The following is a 25,640-nucleotide window of genomic DNA, read 5'->3' on the forward strand; positions in this document are numbered from 1 at the left end:
AAGTCCTTACTACAAACCTGGAATTATTTACGCCAAACTACCTAATCTATTTTTTCATGGCTGGATACTGTTGCAAAACTTGCTGTAAATATTGTCCGGTATAAGACTGCTGATTTTTAGCAACTTCCTCTGGTGTTCCTACCGCAATGACTTCTCCGCCTTTATCGCCACCTTCTGGCCCTAAATCTATTACCCAGTCAGCGCAACGAATTACATCTAAATTATGTTCAATCACTAAAATGGAATTACCTTTATCTACTAATCTCTGCAACACATCTAACAATTTGTGGACATCATAAAAAGATAAACCTGTTGTGGGTTCATCAATTAAATACAGGGTTTTTCCTGTGGCGCGACGAGATAGTTCTGTGGCTAATTTCACCCTTTGCGCTTCACCACCAGATAAAGTAGTCGCAGGTTGTCCTAGTTGAACGTATCCCAACCCGACATCAACTAAAGTTTGCAAGCGGTTAACAGCTTTGGGAATGTTTTGGAAAAACTCTAAACTTTCCTCAACTGTCATGTTGAGAACGTCAGCAATGGTCTTGTCTTTATATTTTACTTGCAAAGTTTCACGGTTGTATCTTGCACCTTTACAAACTTCACACTGGACATAAACATCAGGGAGAAAATTCATTTCAATGACATTAACACCCTGTCCACTACAAGCTTCACAACGTCCACCTTTGACGTTGAAGGAAAATTGACCGGGTTTATAACCTCTGGCTTTAGCTTCAACTGTTTGGGAAAAAACATCTCGAATTACATCAAAAACCCCTGTATAAGTTGCCGGGTTAGAACGTGGTGTCCTGCCTATGGGCGATTGATCAATTACTATGGCTTTATCAACAGAATTTAAGCCTTGAATTTTTTCTAACTCTTTGGGTAAAGGAACTTTCTTAGTTAAATGATGTTGTAATGATGGGTAAAGTAATTCGTTGATTAATGTCGATTTACCCGAACCAGAAACACCTGTTACCGCCACAAGTTTACCTAAAGGAATTTCGACATCAATATTTTTTAAGTTGTTGCGATGGGCGTTTTTAATAGTTAAAGTTCTCCCATTACCTTCACGGCGTTCGGCTGGGGTATTGATTACCTGTCTTCCTGATAAATATGCACCTGTTAAAGATGTTTCTGCTGTGAGTAAAGTTTGTAAATCACCTTGGGCGATAATATTACCGCCGTGAATTCCTGCACCGGGGCCAATATCAACTATATGGTCGGCGGCGCGGATTGTTTCTTCATCATGTTCGACTACAATTAAGGTGTTACCTAAATTGCGTAATTTGGTTAAAGTTTTTAATAATCTGCCGTTATCTCTTTGATGCAAACCGATACTTGGTTCATCTAAAACGTAGAGAACTCCTGTTAATCCTGAACCGATTTGTGTGGCTAAACGTATGCGTTGCGCTTCACCACCAGAAAGGGTCATGGCTGCACGGTCTAGTGTGAGATAATCTAAGCCGACATCTAACAAAAATTGCAATCTAGCTTTAATTTCTCGCAGGACTAAATCAGCGATTTGCATCTGGCGATCGCTCAATTTTAACTGTTCTACTCTCTCCCGGCAATCCCGAATCGATACCCCAGTTAAATCTAAAATCTTGTATTGTCCCAACCTCACCGCTAATGCTTCCGGTTTTAACCGTTTTCCTCCGCAAACTTCGCAAGGTTGATCAATTAAATATTGCTCTAGTTTTTGCTTAACTAATTCTGTTCCACCTTCATACTGTCGTTGTAAAATGGGAATCACACCTCGATAAACTGGCGTTTTCTGTCCATTTTTAGGTTGATTGTCTGGTTCACCATGCAGAATAATATGCTGTTGTTCTACTGTTAGCTGATGCCATTTGCTTTGTAACTCGAACCCGTAAGTTTGTCCCAAACTATAAAGTAGTTCTAGGTAATAAGAATTTTCTTTTTCTGACCAAGGGGCGATCGCTGCATATACTGGTGCTTCCGGGTCAGGTATAATTAAATCCGACGCAAACCTTCTTAAAGTCCCTAACCCGTGACAATGGGGACAAGCACCATAAGGTGAGTTAAAAGAAAACAAGCGCGGTGATAATTCTTCCATGACTGCGCCATGTTCTGGACACGCAAAGTTTTCCGAAAATACTAATTCCTGTTCTTCTGCTTCTGATTCCTCCGAGGATGGGCTGACTAAAATGTTAGCAATACCACCAGACTGTTTTAGACACGTAGACAGAGAATCAACCAAACGCTCTTGAATACCGTCTTTTTTCACCAAACGGTCGATGACTACCTCAATGGTATGTGTAACATTTTTATCTAATTCGATTGAGTCTGATAATTCTCTGACTTCCCCATCCACACGCACCCGCACAAAACCCTGAGAAGCCAAACTAGATAATAATTTGCGGTGCGTTCCTTTTTTACCTCGAACTACAGGCGCGAGAATTTGAAAGCGGGTACGGTCTGGTAATTCCATAATCCGGTCAACCATCTCATCGATAGTTTGGGGCGCAATACAGCGATCGCAGATGGGACAATGGGGTTCACCAGCCCGACCAAACAACAGTCGCAGATAGTCGTAAATTTCCGTTACCGTCCCCACAGTCGAACGGGGGTTATGGGATGTGGACTTTTGGTCGATAGATATCGCCGGACTTAAACCTTCAATTGATTCTACATCCGGTTTATCTAATTGTCCTAAAAATTGCCGTGCATAGGCACTGAGAGATTCTACATAACGCCGTTGACCTTCAGCGAAAATGGTATCAAACGCCAAGGAAGATTTACCCGAACCTGAGACACCAGTAAATACTATCAGGCGATCGCGTGGTAATTCCAAGTCAATATTCTTCAGATTATGCTGTCTAGCACCCCTAATCCGAATTGTATTGCGATCGTTGTGCTTGGGGTAGGGAAGATGTCCATTGAGAGAGGTGACTAGCTGGTTATCTGACATATCGACAGGCTGATTGAGACAAACGGCGTGCAACAGTTCTTAATCATACTATCTTGACTATGGGGTAATAGTAGAACTATCGTACTATTTCAGGTAGTGATTACTGTATATTCCCACCGCAGATATATTCCAGACCCTATTCCCTAGTTATGCCGGTAAAGTGACCTATGCTTTTGTTTTTAATTCTGACTTCACTGAGAATTGCCATATCAGCCTAGAAGCTAACTTCTAGGCTGATATGGAGCAATTTTGCCGATACTTTCAGTTTTTCAGAACTATTTGGAAGGAATTAAGGAATCCCGTAATAGTTTGAGCTAAGGTTTGTTGCTGCTTTTTAGTAGTGATTGCCATTACTTGATACAATCTTCCTTCAGCAAGATAAATCCTGGTTCTAGTGATTTTACCCCCAGCGTTGATGTAGCTAAATTCTTTACCCGGATGACCGTTAGAACTGCGGATATTACGCTGACTAATTAAATTACTTTGAGTCGTTTTTAACGCCATATCCCGGACGTTATTCAAAATTTCCTGGGGGTCGTTCATTTTGGCATAACTGTAGGGAAAGTCATTATAAACCACTAAATAAGCTACTTCTTGGCGTGGTGGTTGGGCAGAAAATATTAATAGGTCAATTTCCCCCATGTAGGTTTTTTGGGTTTGAATGTCCCTGATGGGCTTTCCTGGCATCAATACAGTAAAACGTCCGTCTGGGGCTGTAAATAATTGCCATTTTGGTTGTACTGGTTGATCAGCAACAGGTTTTTTTGGTGACACTGGCGGTTTAGCTGGTGCAACCGTTGTTTTTTTTGACGACACTGGTGTTTTAGTTGCTGCTGTCGTTGGGCGTTTGGGTTGACTTGCTTCTACAATGAAGTTCCCGCCACTAACTAAAGTAGCGGCGAGGAATGATAACAAAACTTTAACTGTCATAGTTTTAGCATTCGCAAATGCTGATATCACTGACGATTGTAGTTGTTATAACCTACTCGCGCACAAAGCCGCACCTATTAGCCCGACTTGGGGATTGAGAATAATATGCACGGGGATTTCTTCTAGTAGGGGGCGCATTCTGCCTTTTTGGGTGAAGTTTAACAGAAAATTGCCGTATTGTATCAAATGTAAGATTTTGGGGGCGATGCCGCCAGCGATGTATAAACCACCGTAGGGTAAGAGTTTGAGGGCGAGATTCCCAGCTTCAGCACCGTAAGCATCGACAAAAATTTGCAAAGCTTGTTCAGAGAGGCGATCGCATCCTTCCACGGCGGCTTTACCAATCACAGCACCAGGATCAACGGTTTTTTCCTGCTGTCCGGCTTGTTGTTCCCAGGCACGGACAACTTGAGCGATCGCCGGGGATTCGCTGGCTAGTTTGCGATCGCGCAAAAATTGGTAGATAGCCACAATACCTTGGCCAGAAACTACCCGTTCCACAGACACACGCTGAATATCATGTTTATCCAGCAGATATTTCAACAGTTGAAACTCTAACTCATTGCGGGGGGCAAAATCGGCATGTCCACCTTCCGAGGGAAACACTTGATAATGATTACCCTGTTTAATTAAGAATCCTTGTCCTAAGCCAGTACCAGCCCCAATAATGGCGATGGGTGCTTCTTGTTGGTGTTTACCCGCTTGCAAAGTCAGCAAGTCTTTTTTAGTTAAGCCAAAAATGCCATAACCGACAGCCGCAAAATCATTAATTAAGGAAACGTGGGGAATAGCCAACTCTTGCGCCAGGCGATCGCTATCGAGAAACCAGGCTAAGTTGGTGAGTTTGGCGGTATTATTGACCACTGGGCCGGCGATCGCAAAACAAGCCTTTTGAGGAGTCCCAGCATTAGCCTGAAGTAAAAATTGCTGCACCATCGGCACTAAATCAGGATAATTCCCACTCAGATAAGTTTCCTCAAACAGAGTCTGCAAACCAAGCGATTCGGATATTTCCACCAATCGCAAAATAGTTTTTGTGCCGCCGATATCTCCTGCTAGTAACAATGTCATAAAACTTATCAGTAAATTAGTAATTAGGTATTGGGCATAGGGCATGGGGCATTAAACAACTCAAAAGTCAATAATTCTAGGGAAAAATTATTTAATTTTGAATTTTGAATTTTGAATTTTGAATTTTGAATTGATTTGTCCCCAGTCCCCATTTCAAGCAAATCGAATAACTTCCTCTATCTGGGTTAAATGAGAAGTGTCTCCCTTTAGTTCTAGCAACCATTCGGGATCGCGACGTACCACTTTAACTACAGAACATAAAGAAGCTTTGACTTCAGATTTAGCGATTTCCCCGACTAAACCCATTGCGCCCCCTAGTACAGACGCGCCGTGTGCTACTAGCAAAATATCATGAGGGAAGAACTCATTGGCCAAGCATCTGGCAGTTTGTCCTGAACGGGCGCGTACTTGTTCGTGAGTTTCGGGATACTTAGCAGCAATGCGGGGTGTATAGCTAGTATCAATTCTGGGGAATAATTCTGCTAGGGCTGGAGTGGAAAGTTTTTCTGGTTCTTCCGTCATCCATTCAGGATTTAGCCATTCACTCAACCCTGTTTCTAGTTTAATCGGCAAATCTAAAACTTCTGCGACAGCGTTGGCTGTTTGTACCGTTCGCAGAAAGGGAGAAGCAAAAATATGGGTGATTTTTTCGTCTTTTAACCGCCTAGCTAGCTGCTTGGCTTGTATAAAACCATCTTCAGACAGAGGAGGATCGTAGCGTCGTTCTGCGGTGAGAAACCAATCAGGATTTACAAAGTCGAGACGGTTGGCGTGTCTTGCGATCCAAATTATTTGACTCATGGGTTTTTTAATTTAAGCGAATTCCATTCGCATCTACACACAGATAGACACCCAACAAGACGGGTGCAAACCCAATATAGGACAAATTTTGTAACCTTTCGTAATAGTTAGATTGATTTGTGGGTAAAACAACCCACACAGGAGGCATAGGGCAGGAGGTTAGACTATATTGGCGTTACCTACTTAAGAGATAGAATATACTATTTTCAAGTTTACATTTGCGTCTTTATGGTTGCTCACAGTTTTACTGATTATTTTGATAAATCTCTGCATATTGATTGCCCTAAAATGACTCTAATAAACGAATTAATAAATTCACAAAAAATACAGGACAAGTAATTGAAATAATGTAGAGACGTTGCATGCAACGTCTCTACATATTCCCCCCTTCCCTTGTAGGGAAGGGAGGCTATGGGGGTTAGGTTAGAAAGATTGAGGCGATAATAACAATATTTTGTAAAAACTTCTCACAAATAATTATCCTAAATAAGCTTGTTTCACCCTCTCATCATTAATTAAATCTGAAGCTGCACCAGTTAAAGTAATAGAACCAGCTTCTAAAACATAACCTCTATCAGCAATTTGTAAAGCTAAATTAGCATTTTGTTCAACTAATAAAATAGTCACACCTGTAGCCCGCAAATTTTCAATAATTGCGAAGATTTCCCGCACAATTGCAGGTGCTAAACCCAAACTCGGCTCATCTAATAATAATAGTTGAGGTCTACTCATTAAAGCACGGGCGATCGCTAACATTTGTTGCTCACCACCACTAAGAGTTCCTGCTAATTGATGGCGGCGTTGTGCTAACCTGGGAAATAACTCAAATTGTTGTTGAATATCAGCTTTAATTTCCGCTTGATTCGAGCGAATATAAGCACCCAAAACTAAATTATCTAAAACTGTTTGCTTCGCTAAAACTCGCCGTCCTTCAGGACAATGAGCCAACCCTAACTTCACCACCTCATGAGGTTGACGACGGGTAATATTACGCCCATTATAAATAATTTGCCCATTCAGAGAATTAACAATTTTAGATATGGCTCTTAGTGTTGTAGTTTTACCTGCACCATTAGCACCGATTAAAGTAACAACCTCACCCTTTTTAATAGTTAAATTAATCTTTTTCAGGGCTTGAATCCCGCCATAATTAACATCAAGGTTCTGTACCTCTAAAATTACAAAATCTTGCCCATCATCATATCGGCGTTCATCGGCGTTCATCGGCGTTTAAGAAAAATTAAATAATTACACAAAACCTAACATACATCAATATCAGGTTTTTGCAGTAAGTTTAAAATGAGAAAATATCCAGAGTCATTGAGAGGAATCAATCGCCATGACTATGATTATCGCCAAGTGGACGGTTGAAGAATATCATCGCATGATTGAGGCTGGGATTTTAAGCGATCGCCAAGTTGAACTACTGACAGGAGAAATCATTGAAATGTCCCCAGAAGGAGAACCCCACGCTTACTGTAGCCATGAAGCAGCAAACTATCTCAGCAGTTTGTTAGGTGACTTAGCTACCATACGTCAAGCCAAACCTATCACCTTACCCAATGATTCCGAACCTGAACCGGATATAGCCATTGTCCAACGTTTAGGACGGGAGTATCGAGAACATCACCCCTATCCTGAAAATATTTTCTGGGTGATTGAGTATGCTAACTCTAGTTTAGACAAAGATTTAGAGATAAAAAGTAAAATTTATGCCCAAGCAGGTATTTTAGAATATTGGGTTGTGAATTTGCAAAAACTCCACTTAATTATATTTCGAGACATCTTAGATGGAGAATATGCGACAAAACAAACATTTTTAACCGGAACAATTCAACCGCTTGCATTCCCAAATGTTACTGTTGCGGTGGAAAATATTATTAATAAGTGAAATATATTAAGTAAGTAGGCTTAATTAATTGTTAGAGAGTGGAACAGGCTTCTAGCCTGTTGACGGGCTGTGCGGCCCATCCCACATTTTATATTTAATTGCAACGCTTATTCATTACCTAAATAAGCGTCAATTACAGCCGGGTCATTTCTCACTACGGATGGTTCACCCAAAGCTATCAATTGTCCAAAATCTAAGACGGCAATTCGGTCACATAAGCCCATGACTAAGGGGACATGATGCTCAATTAAAATGATAGTTAAATTCAAGCGATCGCGCAAATCCCGAATAAAATCACTAAGCTGTAATTTCTCACTGGGATTCATCCCCGCCGCAGGTTCATCCAGGAGTAATATTTGCGGTTCCAACGCTAACGCCCGTGCAATTTCTAAGCGACGTTGATCACCATAGGCAAAATTTCGAGCTTTTTCATCGGCGCGATCGCTTAATCCCACCATCTCTAATAATTCTAACGCTTTCTGTCTACTTTTCGCTTCTTCTTGCGGTGCTGGTGGTAAGCCGAAAACCCCTGTTATTATATTACTATTAGTATGTAAATGTCTGGCAATTATCACATTTTCTAAAGCTGATAATTCCCCAAACAAGCGAATATTTTGAAAAGTCCGAGCAATACCTAAATTGGCAATTTGATGAGAACGCAATTGAGAAATTGCTTTACCTTGATAAATTAATTCTCCGCTAGAAGGCGGAATTAAAGCAGTAATTAAATTAAATAGTGTAGTTTTACCAGCACCATTAGGGCCAATTAACCCAAAAATTTCATATTTATTCACAGTAAAAGATACATTATTTACCGCCACCAACCCACCAAAACGGCGAGTCAATGACTGGGCTGTTAAAATACCTTGGTTTTTATCTGTCGTGATAGTTTGGGACATCGTTAAAATTGCATATAGTTTCTAATATTTCAGGTTGATACACATCTTGATAACATTTTTTGTAGGGTGGGCATTGCTGGCAATTTGCTCAAACCTTTAGTTTTACGTTATTGGCAATGCCCACCTTAAACTTATTGAGAATGGAGCAAGATATGACTTTATTTACTTTTAGCTTTACCGATTTTAAAAATATCAGGAGTTATCAAACCTTGAGGGAAGAAAATAGTCCCGATGACTATCAACAAACCAAAAATAATCAATCTACCATCCCGGAGAAATTGCGCTAACCAATCAGGTAAACCACCAGTATCAGCTAAACCACGTAAAACCTCTGGTAAGGCTGTAAATAGCATACCACCTACGACCGCACCTAAAAAAGTTCTTGAACCACCAATTAACACAAAAGTCAAGTAAATAATACTAGCGTCAAATGTACCTTGTCGTGCATTCCAAGTGTTAAGAAAGTGCGCGCTAACTGCACCGACAACTCCGGCTAAAATTGACCCCAACGTAAAGGCTAAAACTTTATAATAAGTGGGATTAATTCCCATTGCTCCGGCTGCTAATTCATCTTCGCGAATAGCTGTGAAGGCTCTACCAACTCTTACTCGTTCCAAACGATAAAATAGCACCATACTAATTAATAGTAATGGTAAGGCAATCCATAAATATTCGATTTGGGTTGAGAAAGGTTGAGGGATAGCGAAAATTCCCACCGCACCGCCTGTAATTTCTAAATTCAGGGAAAGAACGCGCAAAATTTCTACAAATGCAATTGTAGCTATTGCTAAATAAATTCCTCGCAACCTTAAGGCGGGAATTCCGACAGCTATCCCCAATAAACCAGAAATTACCCCAGCAATTAACATTTCTAATAACAAGAAATGAATCGGGAATAAATCACTACTGGCTGTAAAAACTTTGGTTGATAAAATCGCCGCAATATAACCACCTAAAGCATAAAATCCAGGACTGGCTAAAGATAATTGTCCAGCCATTAATGGTAAATACAGTGATAGTCCGAGTAATGCTCCTAATACCATTGAGACAATTAGCGAGCCGTAGGTAGAGAAAAATTCAGCCATTTTTTATTTACTATTCACAGTTTTACACTTTTTGGACAAACTTACGACCTAGTAAACCTTGGGGTCTAACTAATAGCATGACAAATAAAATGCCAAAAGCTACAGCGTCTTTATACCCAGAGAATTCCGCCGGAACTAGGGCTTCCACTACACCAATGAGTAAACCCCCCAGCACCGCACCGGGAATACTTCCTAAACCACCTAAAACAATTACCGCCAAACCCCGCAACCCAAAGGCGATACCAAAATAAGGGCCTGCTATACTAACGCTAGAAGCTACCAAAGTACCTGCTACCCCAGCCAGAAAACTGCTGATAAAAAATGTGAAGACAATGAAGCGATCGCTATTGATACCTAATAAACTAGCAGTAGTTGCATCTTCTGCGATCGCTTGCATCGCTTTTCCGTATTTCGTGCGATTAATAAAGTAGGTGAGGATAGCCACAATTACCATCGACACCACAAAAATAATCACCTGCACACTCCGAATAGGAATTGGTTTCGCCGCACTCCCAAAATTAATTGCTGGTGGTAAATTCCCAAAAGTATTAGCAGGAAATGTATAACTTTCTGCACCTACCAAATATTGAATTAAATTCACAATTACCACCGCTACCCCTAAGCTAGACACCACCGTTAGCAAAGGATCAGAACCTTTCACCCGCAAAGGTTTAAAAGCGATGCGTTCCATTCCTACCCCCACCAAACCAGCCAAACTACTGCCAATAATTAAAGCAATAGCAAACGGTAAATTTAGCGGTAGCTTTGCATTAGCTAACAAACCATTAAATCCAAAAGTACCACCCATGAGTGCATAGGTAAAATATGCACCCAGCGTAAAAATTGCCCCATGAGCTAAGTTGATAATTCCCAAAATCGAATACACCAACGTATAACCCAAGGCAAAAATTGCATAAACACTGCCAATAGATAAACCATTCAACAGTTGTTGTAAAAATACACTAACATCCATGAAATTCCTTGATTTTTCATTTGTTTGTAGTAAGCGGCTCTAGCCCTTAGCCTATAAAAATTCATCAATTAAATTAGAGTGCTTTGTCAAATCCATTTTAACCCTGAGAGAGACGTGATAAATCGCCGTCTCTACAAAAACCTAACTTTCAATTATTCCTTGAATCGTCACCATAGCAACTATTTCAAAAATGCAAACTTACCCTGATTTCCATCCTTTTCCATTTTAATTTGGGCGACATAAAAATCTTTCTGTACCACCTCACCCACAGGAGTAAAACTAATTTCTCCTAATGGTGTATTATATTTACCAGCCAGCAATTGCTTATTTAATTCTGTTCGCAATTGAGGTAACTGTAATGTATTGACTTTACTCTGATTATCTAACGCTTTGAGAGCATCTACATACACCTGCACGGCTGCAAAAGCTTGCGCGCTAAATTGGGGAGGTTCTTTTTTAAATTCATCTACATAAGCTTGGCGAAAAGCGGCGTTAACTTCACCAGGATGTTCTGGGCTGTAAGCTTGAGCAATTAACACCCCATCACACAAAGCTTTACAAACTGGGAATACATTAGAAGTATTTAGCCCATTTCCCCCGACAATTAAACCTTTATAACCTAGTTCTCGCAATTGTCTAACTAAGTTACCACCATCTGCGGCTAACCCAGAAATAATTACTAAATCGGGTTTTAAATTAATGGCATTGGTAGCTTGGCTTTGAAAATCAGTATCAGTGGTTTGAAACTTCTGCACTGTGACTAATTCTAAACCTTGCTCTTTTACAGTTTTTTGAAAAATTTCGGTTTCTGACTTGCTAAATGCGTCATTTTGAGCAAAGAAAACAGCGACTTTTTTAATGTTAGTATTTTGTTTGAGTGCAGCTTTCACAGAATTAGGTGCAACTACAGAAACAGGTGCAGATACACGGGCAATATAATCACCGATTTCTGGTATACCTTGAGCCGTATTTGATGGCCCTAACACTGGAACTTTAGCACGTTCGGCGACAGGGTTGGCACTAAAGGCTTGTTGGGATAAAGTAGGGCCGACAATACCCACAACTTTATCTCTATTAATTAAACTTTGAAAAGCATTAATTGTTCCGGCTTCATCTCCAGCCGTGTCTTGAAATACTAATTTAATGGGTGTACCATTAACGCCACCTTTATCATTAAAATATTTTTCTGCTATTTTAGCTCCCGCTACTTGTTCTTGTCCCAGTAACGCCACATTACTGGTTTGGGCGACAGCGATACCAATGGGAATAGCCGCAGATGTGTTGGTTGTATTTGTGGCGTTAGTTGGAGAATTATTTGTAGAGTTACCACCACAGGCTGTGATTAACAGAGCGCAGGTAGATAATAATATTGTTGTGCGAGGTAAATGTTTTTTCATCTGTAAATAGTTATGAAGTTCTGCAAGAATTAGTAAAAACTAATAGTAATTGTCTACGTGTGTAGGTGATACCTTTCTACAGAGACATTTACAAGAGTTTTATTAAAACATTATTTTTGGACAAAAGTACAGTCACCCATCCAGCCACCTATCCAGCCTAGTAAAATAAGCACTAAATCAGACTAAAATTACCGGATATTTTAGAGACTGCTGTCAAACTTCAATATTCAACAGAGAACTGACAAATGCGATTACGCCCTTGGGCTTTTGCTTCATAAAGAGCTTTATCTGCTGCGGCAATTAAATCTGAAGGAGCAGATTTCCAACTGGGTATGATAGTAGCTACTCCCATACTCAGGGTGACGTACTGGCTAACAGTAGATTTTTCATGGATAAGGCGTAAATTGCTAACGCCAGTGTGCATAGAACTAGCAACGTGAACTGCTCCGGCTGAGTGGGTATATGGCATAATCACAGCAAATTCTTCTCCGCCATAACGCGCTACCAAATCCCGATGTTTTTCTGCTTTATTACTTAAAACAGTACCTACTTTTTGTAAACAAACATCACCAGCCGGATGTCCGTATTGATCATTATAAAATTTAAAAAAGTCGAGATCACACAAAATTAGCGACATCGGTGCTTCTTCTTGTGCTAGGTTAATCCACTGGGTATTCAGATAATTGTCAAAACGACGACGATTAGCCAAGTTCGTCAAACCATCCACGTTAGCAAGCTGCTGCAAAGCTAAGTTTGCTTCTTCTAACTGTTTATAAATTTGTGCTTGTTGTAACAGTCGGCGTAAGCGTTGACGCAACACAGCCCAGTTAATTGGTTTAGTCACATAATCTGTTGCACCTGCTGCAAAAGCACGATCTACAGATTCCTCATCATTTAAGCTGGTAATCATCAATATAGGTGTGCGTTCCCATATTTTGGAGATGACTGTACTACCCAAACCAGACTCAGTATCCAGATTTGCCAGAGATGAGATTAAGTTATTCCTAGCTATTTGGAGTAGTTCCTGACAGCAAGTAAAGCCATCCATTTCCGGCATCACAGCATCTAGTAAGACTATATCTGGTTTGACAATTTTATAAGCATCTAAACACTGTTTACCATTTGTTACTTCAACTACTCGATAGCCTTCTTGTTCCATTATTGTACGCAACATTTTTCGGATGGTATTGTCATCATCAGCCACCAAAACTACAGGAGGTTTTTTAGGAATAGAATATGGGCTTATGCCTGACATGAGTTGCGTCCCACCAAAATTAACAGAGTCTTGAAAATGAGCAAATATATGAAAATATTGCTACTTAACTACATCAGATGTCAGCAAAATTTCTGATAAGTATTTTAAAGTTTATATCATTAATTCATTAAAGTTTTTGTCAAGAAATTAGGTACATATTTTCAGTGAAATCCATGAAAATACTCAGTAATTTTCTGGTTGAATAATTCTGATAGCCTGTCAATTGAACTGGTGCGATCGCCTATAGTGACTGATTTAGGTATCGTTGAAACCAATTGGCAGAAACAACACAAATGATTTACTAATTTCAACTTAATTTTTGCTAATAAAACCAACATAATTTTATTAGTTTGCGTTATCAAATCCTAGAGAAACTACAGGGCATTCTTACCTGTTGATTGATTTATAGTCAACCTCATTCATATTACATTTATACCCCTCAAATCACATATTTTAATTGTTATTTTCCGTAAACCATCATAGGCAAGGCTGGTTTATTGATTAATTTAGTGACTTAAGTTACTAAACTGCAAAATAACTTTATCACTAAATTATACTTAAAAGCCAGTCCAGACCAAATCTCGCTTGTTAGCGCAAAGCTTAGTCAAACGAGTGAAAACAAAGTGATTAGCTCAACATTTTTGGTTAATTACATTGATTTTATAAAACTATTACCATGTTACTAACATTACTTTATGTTAAGTTATTTTTCCGGTTGATTTCCGTAAAATTGCTGTAATTCACCAAATCTTTATCAACGAAGGCAAAATTTAAGTAAATATTCTTATAAAATGTAACTTATTCAACACTAATTTTACTTGATAATTACGCAATTAATTCCAGTAGCGTCACCCCAAGCTATGTCATTTAGTAGACAAATTTCTAGGTTGTCTACAACTCTGATAAATGTTTCTGGAGTGAGAAATATACTAAACTACAAAAATGGTCATTTACTAATAAATAAGTTTTACCTATGCCAGATCCATTAATGTACCAACAGGATAATTTTGTGGTTTTAGAAACCAATCAACCAGAACAGTTTTTTACGGCAGCCGAATTATTAGACAAACTCAAGGAGGAACTCCAAAAAATCGCTGTTAATGATTTACCACTAGAGTTACAACAATTTAATTCTGTGGAGGAGCAAGCCCAACATTTAATAGATACAAGTTGCGAGTTGGATGTTGGTGTTGGCAAATATTTGCAGTGGTATGCAGTGCGGTTAGAAAAATAATTGTGTTAATAGTCATTAGTCAATAGTCATTAGTAACTGACTGTTGACTGTTGACTATGGACTAACAGGGAATTAAGCTGCTGGTGTGGTAATCAGTCCTAATTCAATTTGACTATCATCTACTGCTGTGATTTTAACATCTACTCCCGGCCCAAAATATTTAGTCATTTTTTCTTGTTTTTGTTGCCAATTGCTGATGGGTATTAATGGCGAATCAAATTCTAAAATTAAAGCATAAGCACCATTAATTTCCGTTTCTCGTAAACCCGTCAGTGTTGGCCGTTCTTCATCTGTGGGACTTAAACCCAGATAAGTCAGTGCGCCATCTAAATGAGCATTCTGCCCATAGCAATATCGAGTTACATCTTTACGGATTTTATTTTGAGTTACAGTGGCTTGCTGCTGACGTAAGAGTAAAACCGGGGGTGTTGTTGGTTGACTGAAGGGGATGGGCTTGAGTTCGTTAGCTTTGAGTGCTAAACCTCCCAGCAGTAAAGGAAAGCCGTAAAAAAATCCCACGAGATTGAGTGTGGCGTTGTCAGCAGCGTAAGCAATAAAGCCGATAATCACCAATATGCTGCCGACGCTTAAACCTAGGGTTCCCAAAGAAAGTTTGCCTAACATGATTTGAGGATAGTATAAATTCTTAACACATCAATTTTTATTATAAAGGTTAGCTTGAAAACCCCTGAGAAACAGCAACGCAGTTGCGCCTTTCGTGCTGTCTTCCAGGGGATGAAAAGCACTCTTGCTGGTTTTAAAGAGCCAGTCAAACATCTTTTTCTCTAATCAATCTTTTGACCGCAGAAGACAAACTGACTCCCCAATTAGCTGCTATTTTTTCTAATTTTTCTTTTTCAACCTCATCTAAGTACACAGGTAAAGATTTCTTTTTCATACGTGACAATAATATCAAAACAATATTACTGTACTATCATTCGCTCTTGAATGACAAGTAAAATGTACGGATGCCAACAAGTATTGCTTTCTCCAGACAAGGAATTAAAAGCAATACTAGAGTTCATTTGTTCTGAATCAAATAAACTGACCAACTGTGCAATTTACTATGGCAGGCAGATTTGGTTTAAGTGTCATGGTTATTTGGGTAAGTTCGACTTAATTAATGAGTACAAAACTAACCCTCACTACCAAGTGCTACACTCACAGGTTGCACAACAAGCTTTGCTATCCGTCAGAGAAAGTTTTAAGTCTTTCTATGAACTTGATAACAAGTATCGTAAGGGCGAGCTAGAAGATAAGCCAAAATCACCAAAATACAGAAAGAAAGGAGGTTTGTCAGTTGTTAGCTACCCAAAGCAAGCATTAAAGCTGGTAGATAATCAAATTCAAATCCCACTAGGATTAACTGTTAATCGCTGGTTTGGCATAAAGAATTTTTTAATTACAATGCCGTCCAATATTAAGTTTGAGGAGATCAAGGAGTTAAGAATACTCCCCCGCAATGGCTGCTTTTACGCGGAGCTTGCATACAAAATTAAGCCTGTTTCAGTAAAACTAGATTCAAAACTAGCCCTTGGCATTGACCCTGGTGTAACTAATTGGTTAACCTGTGTTTCCAATCTAGGAACAAGCTTCATTGTGGATGGGCGAAAACTTAAAAGTCTAAACCAGTGGTACAACAAAATAGTATCTAAATTGAAAGAAGGTAAACCCCAGGGATTTTGGAGTGAACGATTAGCTCACATTACAGAAAAGCGAAATCGTCAGATGAGGGATGCTGTTAACAAAGCAGCAAGAATTGTAATTAACTACTGTATTAGTCACAGGATTGGTAATATTGTTTTTGGCTGGAACAAAGGCAATAAAAATGGTATAAATATAGGCTCTCAAAATAATCAAACTTTCGTGCAGATACCTACTGCAAAATTAAAAGGGAGAATAGCTCAACTTTGTCAAAGTTACAGTATTAACTTTGTAGAGACTGAGGAAAGTTACACTAGCCAATCTAGCTTTTTGGATGGCGACATTGTACCTGTATTTGGCAACAAGCCAGAAGGGTGGAAGTCGTCAGGCAAGCGAGTGTTCAGAGGTCTTTTTGTCACATCCAAAGGTATCAAGGTCAACGCGGATCTCAATGGATGTGCGAATATTTTGAGAAAGGTAAAAGAACAGCTAAATCTAGATTTAGCCGAGACTATTAGGGGACTTTTGACCATCACAATAGCGAGTAAAAAGCATCGTTTAGCCTCTGTATACCGAAATTAGTGGCGGCAGAAGCCTATCGCGTGCGGTTGGCTGAATGCAGAACTTTGGGGTAGTCTGTTTTAGCAGCACAGACTGGGCAACATACGGGCGATCGCTACTGATATCAGTTACATTGAAACTTAGACATAGTATAAGGATGAGCAAAAATGGATCTACAGACTCTCAAAGAACGGATTGCAGCCGTTGCAAGTAAACGCGAGTATCTACTGAGCCTTCTAGAACAACCCAACCTGGGAATTTTGAGAGTGGATGTGAATCAAGCTTTAGAAGAACTCGATGAGTTGATTGAAGAATTTAAACGCACTATTCCCCAAACCGATAATAATTAAGCTGCACCAACAATTGTTACTCCCCCGACTCCGAAAGCGGCTTGTATTCGGGGGATAATTGATTGATTAGACGCAAATACCCGTGCAAAATTTGGTTTTGATACAATGAAACCTGTTGTAATTTGGCATTTTTAGGCGTAGCTGTTAATTAACGCTACGTCAACCCGTAGAGTATTGGGAATCTTGAATTGGTGTTACTGGGAAATTGAATTATCTCCTGCACGTTTTCCCAATTTCTTTACCAAAGACACAAGTTCATTAGTCGGGACATCCTTTTTGCAAACACCATCAAAGATAGGCTTTACCTTGGTATCTGGTGAGTTCACATCTTCTACTGAGGAATAAGCCAATATTTGAGTGTGAGGAGAGATAGCTTTAATTTGACTAGAAGCACTCCAACCATCCATCACTGGCATCTGTAAATCAAGAATAATCACATCAGGATGGCAGTCTTTTACCATTTGTATAGCTTCTTGTCCGTTACTAGCTAGACCCACTACTTGAATATTTTCCTGAGAGGAAAAAGTCAATTGTAGAGTTAAGCGAGTCAAATCGTGATCATCAACGACTAGAACACGTAAGTTAGAGGACTCACAGGACAACATTAACATTCTGGTAACTTGGTACAATAACTCTATAGTTTATGGTGATAAGTACCAACAATTACTCTATCTTATGGTTGAATAATTCCTGCTGCAATATGAAAATATCAAAATAAAAATCTCCAAAATTAAAGATTTAGAAAAAATTGGTTTTTCTGATGACAATTTGGGAAACCTAAATATATATTTGCATCATGTCAGCAGTTTGTGAACAAGAATTTAGGAGTTCACAGAGTCAGAATGCCACCAAGAAAAAGTTAGTCCAGAGACAACCTAGACTCTCAACTTTTCACTCTGAAGATGGCAACCCTTTGGGGATGTGGCTACATCCACCATCTTGAGAGAATAACCTATAGTCAGTGATGTAAAAATTGCATAATGATTGCTTTGTGATGTTAGCTATCAGTTGGCGAGAAACTTTTATTGGCATCAATGAGATTAGCAGTTATACCAGTTGCACGTAAAGCCATATTCATCAGCGTTACTTGAGAGTTGGCTTCTGGACATTCATCACCAGGACGACGTTGAATATACTTACCATCCGCTTGTAAATCCCACGCTTGACGATTATCTGCCAGCATAATTCCTAAAACTTCTTGCAAATCTTTAGCAATATCTGGGTCTTTAATCGGGGTAATGACTTCTACGCGTCGGTCTAAGTTGCGGCGCATCCAATCCGCACTGCCAATATAAATTTCCTCTTGTCCATTGTTGTAGAAGTAATAAATGCGGGAGTGTTCTAAAAAGCGTCCGACGATGCTAATCACGCGAATATTTTCGCTGATGTCTGGTAGCCCAGGACGTAAACAACAAATTCCCCGAATAATCAGGTCGATTTTTACTCCAGCGCGGGATGCTTCGTATAAGGTGGCGATGATTTTGGGATCCACAAGGGAATTCATTTTAGCTACAATCCGCCCTGTTAATCCATTCTGTACATTGGCGATTTCGCGGCGAATTAATTCCAAAAAGCGATCGCGCATATTCACAGGTGCAACTAATAATTCTCGATAGGTTTTTTGCAAGGAGTATCCTGTCAAGAAATTAAACAAATCTGTAATATCCGCACCTAATTCTTCACGACAACTAAACAATCCTAAATCTGTATATAGTCTGGCCGTTTTTGGATTATAATTACCAGTACCTATATGTACATAACGACGTATGCGGTCTTTTTCTCGCCGCACCACCATCACAGTTTTACAATGAGTCTTCAGACCCACTAAACCATAAACAACGTGTACCCCTACCCTTTCTAATCGTCTCGCCCAGTAAATATTATTCTCCTCATCAAACCGGGCTTTTAATTCCACCAACACAGACACCTGTTTGCCATTTTCCGCCGCCGCAATTAAGGCATTAACTATGGGCGAATCTCCAGAAGTACGGTATAATGTCATTTTAATCGCCAACACATTTGGGTCATGGGCGGCGTGGGTAATGAAGCGTACTACTGTCGCTGAAAAAGATTGATAAGGATGGTGTACTAATAAATCTTTTTCCCGAATTACACAAAAGAAATCTTTTCCTTCTTCCAACTCTAGAACATCTGGGTCTAAGCTGGGTTCTTTGAGTCGTTGCAACCGCACAGGTACTACAGACTGGCGTGGTGGTTCTTTGAGTTCTGGTAATGGTAAGGACATAAAATACATCAAGTCGCGCAGTCCCAACAAACCATCTACTTCATAGACATCGTTTTCTGTCAAGTCTAAGTCTTGTAATAATCTGGTGCGGATTGGTTCAGGCGTTTGGGATTGAATCTCAATGCGTACAGGATCGCCACCGATGCGCCGTTTCCTTAGTTCTTGTTCTATGGCTAATAACAAATCATCGGCTTCGTCTTCTTCCAAAGCTAAATCAGCATCGCGGGTGATGCGGAAAGGATGATATTCCTGTATATTCATGCCTGGGAACAGGGAATCTAAATTATGGGCGATCGCCTGTTCTAAGGGTATACCTGTCCAGTTAGCTGGTTGTCCGTTTTGCTGAATTCCCAACTCTGGCGGTAACGGTAAAAATCGCGGTAAAACATGGGGAACTTTCACTCTGGCAAAAAATTCTTCTTCTGTCTCCGGGTTTTTCACCAAGACAGCCAAATTCAGGCTGAGATTAGAAATGTAGGGGAAGGGATGACTGGGATCAACCGCTAAGGGAGTCAGAACTGGGAAAATTTGGTCTTCAAAATAATTATCTAAATACTTGCGCTGCTTTTGCGTCAAGTTAATATAATCCAAAATATGGATACCGTGTTTAGCTAACAACGGCCGAATTTCTTGCTCAAAATGTTGATGCTGCTTTGTGACTTGGGGTGTGAGAGTCAGCCGAATATCGTTTAACTGTTGTTGCGGTGTGCGTCCATCGGGTGTTAACTGACCAACTTTTGCTTCTACCTGTTGCTTCAAGGCTGCCACCCGCACCATGAAGAACTCATCTAAATTAGAACTGAAGATGGCTAAAAACTTTAGACGTTCTAAAAGCCGTGTGCGTTGATCGCAAGCTTCATGTAAGACGCGATTGTTAAATTCTAACCAGCTTAACTCGCGGTTAATATAATATTGTGGTTCGTTTAAATTAATTGAGGTAGAGCTTTTTTTATTAGATTTAGGCATGGCGATCGCAGGCTAGCCTGATGCAGCCCATTCAGCTGGTGAACAATACACATGGTAAATGAAATCAGGCATCAATCAATTCAAAATTCAAAATTCAAAATTCAAAATTGTTGATAGTTGACGGTTGACGGTTGACGGTTGACGGTTTACTGGGTAAAAATTCTTCTCCTCCGCTTCCTCATCTCCCTCATCCCCCACCCTGCGGGTGAATCCTACGGATACGCTGCGCGAGCGCGTAGCGTCTCTGTTCGCGGAGCGTCCCGTAGGGAAAGAGAAGCAAGCTACATCCCCCTCATCCCCCCAATCCCCAGTCAAGAGTCCCCAATCCCCAATCCCTACTCTGCTATTTGCTGGACTGCTGCGGAAATTGGCAATCGCAAATTCTGCTCATAGATGAAATCGTTGCTAATTGCTACATCTAGCTTGGGTAAACTCTCACTATTGGTGATATTTTCTTGATTTGGAACTCGCAGTGTATACTTACCAACAGGCAGACCATCTACACGATAAAGACCAAACTGGTCAGTCGCGGCTGTAGAAACTCGTTTACCTTCAGCATCAATCACTTCTAGTTCTATATATGGCATTGGCTGACCGGAAACATCAGTGATTCTACCTGCCATTCCGTATTCTAGGCTGACAGGGAAATTTAACTGAGTCACAGCCCCACCAGCTACCTCCGCCACTATCGAAGTTTTTCGCAAGTTAATTTCCAGTGGTAACTCATTGGGGTCAAGTTGAACTACATAATTGCCTTCTCGCAAATTGCCAACAAAGAAGTTACCTTGAGCGTCAATGATTGCACCGCCAACGCTGCGACCACGATTATTATAAACCTGGATCAGACCGCCACTGAGGTCTAGACCATTTCTGCCGCCTTCTACAAATATTCTGCCAGCGATCGCACCCCTGTCTTTACTAACTAAACTAGACTCAGCCGGTCTGATCCTACCACCAGCAAACGATAAATCAGAGATTAGTGATACAGTCAGACGCTCATCAGTAGTCTCACCTAGAGTGTTCTTATATCTAGAGGGGATACCTTGATAATCAATAGACGCGAATAAGCCCGGCATTATCCGCATACTAGCACCTACAAACGGGCCAATTTCCCCTTCTCGATATCCCAAACCTAACCGCCAGCTTAAGCCAGATAAACTGGGTGCGCTGCGACTAAATATCAGAGTGTAACGAGTAGCTAAATCGCCCCCTGATTCAGTCCCCAACGATAAGCGATACTGACGAGTTAAGTTATAACTAAAATCTGAGGTATATATATCGCCATAGGTTTGAAACGACAGCCTAGATTTGTTCGTCGGTTGATATGCAGCACTAAATACATAGTCGCCGCCATAGTTAGGCGAACCTCTAAAAGATAAGTTAGAAGCGGCACGGAGGAAAAACGTTGGTAAAATATAGCTACTATCTTCTTTCTGATTTTGGTAGGCGCGGGCAATAAAACCCAAGTTGAAAGCATCACTAAACTTATAGTTTACATCCAAGCTATGATTTGAGTAATCGCGTCCATTACTGCGGTTAGAAGTCGCAAAATATTCCTGGGGATACAACTCAGAAGTCGCCAAAACCAGCCATTTACCTAACCTAAAATTTAAATCTGCTTTGTAAGCCACCTCACCATTTGCAGTCCCTACATTAGCAGCTAAAATTAACGGCCCAGCCAAACGCCAAGCAAAACCAGCTTGTGCTTGAGTAGTTTCTGGAAGTACCTGGACACCAGCTTCCAATGTTAAATCATTAGAAATCCCTTGACGTACTTGATAGAACCCTGTAAATCGCCCTGGCTGATTAGAAGCAAAATCATCGAATAAATTATCTTGTACCCAGTTACCAGTCACACCTACACCAGCTAACTGCAAATTACCACCAGATGGTAATAATAAATCGGAAGCGTTTAAGGTTAAAGAACGAATTTCTACAGGAATAGATAAGTTATTGCGATCAAAAATTAACAGTTCAATGTCACTCGTTTGACCTGTTGGTAAACGCACATCCTGAAAATCGTATTCTCCACTCAAACCCACCTGTTGTTGGGCTACTACCACCCCACCAACACGCAACCTCACCAAACTAGCCGGCGGCACTACACCACGAAATCCTTGTGTTGGCTGAGAACGTCGGGGTAAAAGTTCAGATGCGCTGGAATTGGGAGTAAACCGATCTTCAGGTATGTTTGTATAACCAAACTGCAAACCTGTGAAATTCACCCCTGAAAAAACTGGATTTAATGTTAATTGCTGCTTACCAATTTGATAGAGAAATGGCCCTGAGCGTTTAAAGAAAAAATATTCAGTCAGATGCGGTTGATTAACAAAATTATTCTCTAAACGTAAACGAACTGCACCACCAGCTAACCGCCCTCCCAACAGGGTAGAACTGCGCCAACTTGTCCTACCGGAATTATTGTTATATCTTAATTCTTGTCGTAAACTCGATAAACCATTGCTAGGAGCTTTCACTTCTGGCTGCAAATCCAGCACTCTATCTCTAGAGGATGCCACACCTCTCAACCAAGGAAAATCAACATTTAAAGTCAGTTCTGAAGCTTTTATTTCTATATTTGTGAGTAATTTCTCTTTTAAGAATCTATCACTAACGTAAGTTATACCATTAATTTTTTTTAAGTCTGTTTCTGTAAGACTGACTACACCTAAAGGTGTTTTAATACGAGATTCAGCATCAGTATTTTCCAGCTCTAACCCTGTAATTTGGACAAAATCTTCCAGGGGAATTAAGAGAGTATCGCCCTCTGGTATAACTTCTAAACTCCCAATTTCACGCTGATTTACCACTACCGCTAATAATAAACTTTTAGCTTCTGCTAACAGGTTTTTCAGTGGATTATCGGTTGTAGGATTAATTTTATCTATAGAAGTTTTATTGTCTTGAGCAACTACGTTATTCTGATTTTCTGGTTTTTTCTGCTCAATGACTATGTTGTTTACCGTATTTGTTGTAGGAGTATCTTTGTTGACTGTTGTCAATGTATTTGTTGTGTTACTCTCAACAGCATTTTCAGCAACTAATGATGGTGTTGCCGTAGGTACAATAACTGAATCTTGTAATTTATTGGCTGGATAATCGTGAAAATTTTCAATCTCTGTTTTTGCCGAGTCTATATCTGAAACAGGGTTTTGTCGCACTCCTGCAACATCAACTTGACTAAGCTCTTGTTTACTAAGATTCTTAGCATTTTCACTCACAATCAGGCTTGGTTGCTCAACCTTTTTACTCAATACCTGTTGATAACAAGCTTGTAGCAAATTATTAGTAGCAAATTCCGGCGGTAATGTTTCTGGTGGAGTTGGTGTTGCTAAAGTTCCCGCAATTACTCGATGTTCTTGGCTAACGCTAGCATCTATTTGGTTTTGGCAAGAACTATCTTCTGATTTAATAATTATTGCGTTTTCTGGGGGAGGTGTCGCAGGTTGGTACAACATAGATTAAAGCAAACAAATTTCTATAAGTAGCCTCAACATCTTCCCGGCTACAAAAACATGGTTGGGAAGGATAAAAAACTAGCTTTTGAACTTATCAAACCTATCTACTCTGTAGATGATTTTTTAATAAATCTTTCACCCTTTGAGAATTCGGTTGAGTGCGATTATTCAGCTTGACATTATTATTTGTCGGCACTGTAAATGGAATGCCTTTATTAATCGCTACACCACCCAAATCTCCGTTGATATCCAACACATAATTACCAGGAGGTAATGTTTTATTGATGGGTAATACAATCTGACGGCGACTATCTGGTAAAACTGGTGTTCTGGGTAAACTACCAGCCGCCAGAACATTTTCTGGCATTTTTGCATTGGGCTGGCCTAAGTTACCTATGGGTTTTGTAGCTTCTGCACCTGGATATTGAGCAGCTGGCCAAATGGCATATTGACCATTAAGGTTAACAAAAGCATTTCCCTGACTAGAAATATCGAAAGATGCTTGTACAGAGTTAGATTTGGTGTCTACGTTAACAGAATTCAACACCCCATCTCGTTTAATATCTCCCACATAAGCATACACAGCAACCCCTAATTTGCCAACCACTCTCACCCCTTTGGATTTAGAGTTAGCAGGTGGCACTTCTTCAATCATGATTACCGCTCGATGCTCACCCGCACGGGGTTGGACACGGGGACGAATAGCAAAGCGGACGGTTTGGGCGCCACCAGCTGGAATTGTAAATTTAGAGGGTGTAAAAACAATCCACTGGTCTAAAGATTGTTCACTATTAGGAGGAATTACTTGTAATTGATTATTTTCATCTAGCTGCCAAGAGCGCACATAAACTTTTAATTCCACTGGTTTAGAGTCCAGGTTTAACACTCGGATGGCTTCGGTGCGTGTTTTATTACCACTAAGATTTATACTGAATCTAGGTGGAGTTACACCTATATTCACTGCTTTAGCCGGAGCTATATTCAGAGCTAATGCCCCAATTAAACCCAGGGTAAGACCTTTAAATTTTGACAACATCTACATCAATCCTCACACTTTAAAACACCACAAATTGACTATTTTTGGGATCTAAATTTCTCAACCCTAACGACGGTCAACTTTGACTAATAATTGTCCAGTATATTTGTCGGCAAACCGGGCATGATTTAGATTCAGTTGTAGTCGGAATCCACCTTCTACCACAGCTGTATTACTCTCGGTGTCACGGGAAATTTCCCTGATTGGTAATGGCTCGATGATTATTGGTACAACAGTATCGGAACGCCTGTCACTACTAATTGAACTGTCTCTACCATTGGCAGCTTTCATTTCATAGGTAGCATAGAGTGAATTTACTTGATCTATCGGCACTCGCATCTTCCAAACGGCAGGAAACTCTCTGGTAATCACATTAAATTGGGGAGGTGTTAATAAGTCTTTTGGGTTGACTGTATCACTGCCAATGGTCAAAGAAATTTCCGAATGTGTGATGGGAGGAATAGTCAGAGTTTGGGGAATAGATAACTGATTAATTTCTAGAGGGTCTACAGGAGAAGTTAATTCTGCTACAGTCTGAGCTTGTGTTCCTAGAATAAAAGCTATACTGGCACTCAAGCCGCCGAGCAAGTAACGCTTGTAGTAGTTTGAATTTAACTTATACCAAAAAAACATGAAACCAACACCAGATCGAAAGTTTATGTATAACTATATTCTGCTGGCAACTAAATCTTAGGCATCAACAGCAACTTATTCCTATTTCTGTGGGAATTGTCAAGATGTCTCAAAGATTGAATATGGAAAAGTCCCCCATTTTTCAGGGGGTAGGAAGTTAATTCCAACAATTAACTGCTTGAGTGCATCTGATGAGCATGAGGAGGAATATCTGTTATGTACTTGTCAGGTTAGATACAGATTTTTCCTCCCTATGCTGACACAATGAAGATTTAC

Annotated in this window: 21 protein-coding genes; 4 read left to right on the forward strand and 17 right to left on the reverse strand. The window is 40.0% G+C overall.

The genetic code is table 11. From position 1 onward, the window contains the following. Window positions 1-46: 46 nt before the first annotated feature. From uvrA to AACS98_RS11435, 5 genes are all read right to left on the reverse strand, one after another. Window positions 47-2,935: an excinuclease ABC subunit UvrA gene (gene uvrA, locus AACS98_RS11415; RefSeq protein WP_066379796.1), complete on the reverse strand. Its 2,889-nt coding sequence runs from the start codon at window positions 2,933-2,935 to the stop codon at window positions 47-49. A gap of 261 nt (window positions 2,936-3,196) precedes the next feature. After that, entirely contained in the window at window positions 3,197-3,865 is a 669-nt protein-coding gene (locus AACS98_RS11420) for a hypothetical protein (protein WP_066379799.1), read from the reverse strand. 45 nt (window positions 3,866-3,910) lie between these two features. After that, complete coding sequence (locus tag AACS98_RS11425; protein WP_066380073.1) at window positions 3,911-4,936, reverse strand: glucokinase; 1,026 nt, start codon at window positions 4,934-4,936, stop codon at window positions 3,911-3,913. A 153-nt stretch (window positions 4,937-5,089) separates the two neighbouring features. Beyond that, window positions 5,090-5,737 carry a histidine phosphatase family protein gene (locus AACS98_RS11430; protein ID WP_066379800.1) on the reverse strand — a complete coding sequence of 216 codons (648 nt, stop codon included), beginning with the start codon at window positions 5,735-5,737 and terminating at the stop codon, window positions 5,090-5,092. Window positions 5,738-6,214: 477 nt separating this feature from the next. Beyond that, the gene (locus tag AACS98_RS11435; RefSeq protein ID WP_066379803.1) at window positions 6,215-6,961 is read right to left on the reverse strand and encodes an ABC transporter ATP-binding protein; all 747 of its coding nucleotides are present in this window, start codon (window positions 6,959-6,961) and stop codon (window positions 6,215-6,217) included. Between the two features lie 115 nt (window positions 6,962-7,076). Here AACS98_RS11435 and AACS98_RS11440 point away from each other — a divergent pair, with 115 nt between their 5' ends. Beyond that, complete coding sequence (locus tag AACS98_RS11440; RefSeq protein WP_066379806.1) at window positions 7,077-7,628, forward strand: Uma2 family endonuclease; 552 nt, start codon at window positions 7,077-7,079, stop codon at window positions 7,626-7,628. 107 nt (window positions 7,629-7,735) lie between these two features. On the opposite strand, the gene AACS98_RS11445 is transcribed toward AACS98_RS11440, so the two are convergent. From AACS98_RS11445 to AACS98_RS11465, 5 genes are all read right to left on the reverse strand, one after another. Beyond that, window positions 7,736-8,527, reverse strand: a complete 792-nt coding sequence (locus tag AACS98_RS11445) for an ABC transporter ATP-binding protein (RefSeq protein WP_066379809.1) — start codon at window positions 8,525-8,527, stop codon at window positions 7,736-7,738. Window positions 8,528-8,685: 158 nt separating this feature from the next. After that, on the reverse strand, window positions 8,686-9,612 hold the full coding sequence (locus AACS98_RS11450) for a branched-chain amino acid ABC transporter permease (RefSeq protein ID WP_066379811.1): 927 nt from the start codon (window positions 9,610-9,612) through the stop codon (window positions 8,686-8,688). Window positions 9,613-9,634: 22 nt separating this feature from the next. After that, a complete protein-coding gene (locus tag AACS98_RS11455; RefSeq protein ID WP_066379818.1) occupies window positions 9,635-10,585 on the reverse strand; it encodes a branched-chain amino acid ABC transporter permease in 951 nt (316 codons plus the stop codon). A gap of 179 nt (window positions 10,586-10,764) precedes the next feature. Then, the gene (locus AACS98_RS11460; RefSeq protein ID WP_066379821.1) at window positions 10,765-11,982 is read right to left on the reverse strand and encodes an ABC transporter substrate-binding protein; all 1,218 of its coding nucleotides are present in this window, start codon (window positions 11,980-11,982) and stop codon (window positions 10,765-10,767) included. A gap of 220 nt (window positions 11,983-12,202) precedes the next feature. Beyond that, window positions 12,203-13,237: a response regulator gene (locus AACS98_RS11465; RefSeq protein ID WP_066379824.1), complete on the reverse strand. Its 1,035-nt coding sequence runs from the start codon at window positions 13,235-13,237 to the stop codon at window positions 12,203-12,205. A 973-nt stretch (window positions 13,238-14,210) separates the two neighbouring features. Here AACS98_RS11465 and AACS98_RS11470 point away from each other — a divergent pair. Further along, the gene (locus AACS98_RS11470) at window positions 14,211-14,471 is read left to right on the forward strand and encodes a chlororespiratory reduction protein 7 (RefSeq protein ID WP_066379826.1); all 261 of its coding nucleotides are present in this window, start codon (window positions 14,211-14,213) and stop codon (window positions 14,469-14,471) included. Window positions 14,472-14,543: 72 nt separating this feature from the next. Here the strand turns inward: AACS98_RS11470 and AACS98_RS11475 are convergent, their stop codons facing one another. Next, the gene (locus AACS98_RS11475; protein ID WP_066379829.1) at window positions 14,544-15,095 is read right to left on the reverse strand and encodes a DUF2854 domain-containing protein; all 552 of its coding nucleotides are present in this window, start codon (window positions 15,093-15,095) and stop codon (window positions 14,544-14,546) included. A 145-nt stretch (window positions 15,096-15,240) separates the two neighbouring features. Then, on the reverse strand, window positions 15,241-15,369 hold the full coding sequence (locus tag AACS98_RS11480; protein ID WP_066379832.1) for a ribbon-helix-helix protein, CopG family: 129 nt from the start codon (window positions 15,367-15,369) through the stop codon (window positions 15,241-15,243). A gap of 50 nt (window positions 15,370-15,419) precedes the next feature. On the opposite strand from AACS98_RS11480, the gene AACS98_RS11485 reads away from it, so the two are divergent. Continuing rightward, entirely contained in the window at window positions 15,420-16,697 is a 1,278-nt protein-coding gene (locus AACS98_RS11485) for an RNA-guided endonuclease InsQ/TnpB family protein (RefSeq protein WP_197480137.1), read from the forward strand. 146 nt (window positions 16,698-16,843) lie between these two features. Then, a complete protein-coding gene (locus tag AACS98_RS11490) occupies window positions 16,844-17,026 on the forward strand; it encodes a hypothetical protein (protein WP_066379837.1) in 183 nt (60 codons plus the stop codon). Window positions 17,027-17,220: 194 nt separating this feature from the next. Here the strand turns inward: AACS98_RS11490 and AACS98_RS11495 are convergent, their stop codons facing one another. From AACS98_RS11495 to AACS98_RS11515, 5 genes are all read right to left on the reverse strand, one after another. Next, on the reverse strand, window positions 17,221-17,637 hold the full coding sequence (locus AACS98_RS11495; protein WP_066379838.1) for a response regulator: 417 nt from the start codon (window positions 17,635-17,637) through the stop codon (window positions 17,221-17,223). A 386-nt stretch (window positions 17,638-18,023) separates the two neighbouring features. Further along, complete coding sequence (gene ppk1, locus AACS98_RS11500) at window positions 18,024-20,237, reverse strand: polyphosphate kinase 1 (protein ID WP_066379840.1); 2,214 nt, start codon at window positions 20,235-20,237, stop codon at window positions 18,024-18,026. Window positions 20,238-20,572: 335 nt separating this feature from the next. After that, window positions 20,573-23,695: a carboxypeptidase regulatory-like domain-containing protein gene (locus AACS98_RS11505; RefSeq protein ID WP_066379842.1), complete on the reverse strand. Its 3,123-nt coding sequence runs from the start codon at window positions 23,693-23,695 to the stop codon at window positions 20,573-20,575. A 100-nt stretch (window positions 23,696-23,795) separates the two neighbouring features. After that, window positions 23,796-24,731: a fimbrial biogenesis chaperone gene (locus tag AACS98_RS11510; protein WP_066379844.1), complete on the reverse strand. Its 936-nt coding sequence runs from the start codon at window positions 24,729-24,731 to the stop codon at window positions 23,796-23,798. Window positions 24,732-24,797: 66 nt separating this feature from the next. Beyond that, on the reverse strand, window positions 24,798-25,364 hold the full coding sequence (locus tag AACS98_RS11515) for a hypothetical protein (RefSeq protein ID WP_066379847.1): 567 nt from the start codon (window positions 25,362-25,364) through the stop codon (window positions 24,798-24,800). Window positions 25,365-25,640 lie beyond the last annotated feature (276 nt).

Origin of the sequence: Anabaena sp. CA = ATCC 33047, from assembly GCF_963870205.1 — a bacterium.
In the GTDB taxonomy this organism is placed as follows: Bacteria; Cyanobacteriota; Cyanobacteriia; order Cyanobacteriales; family Nostocaceae; genus Trichormus.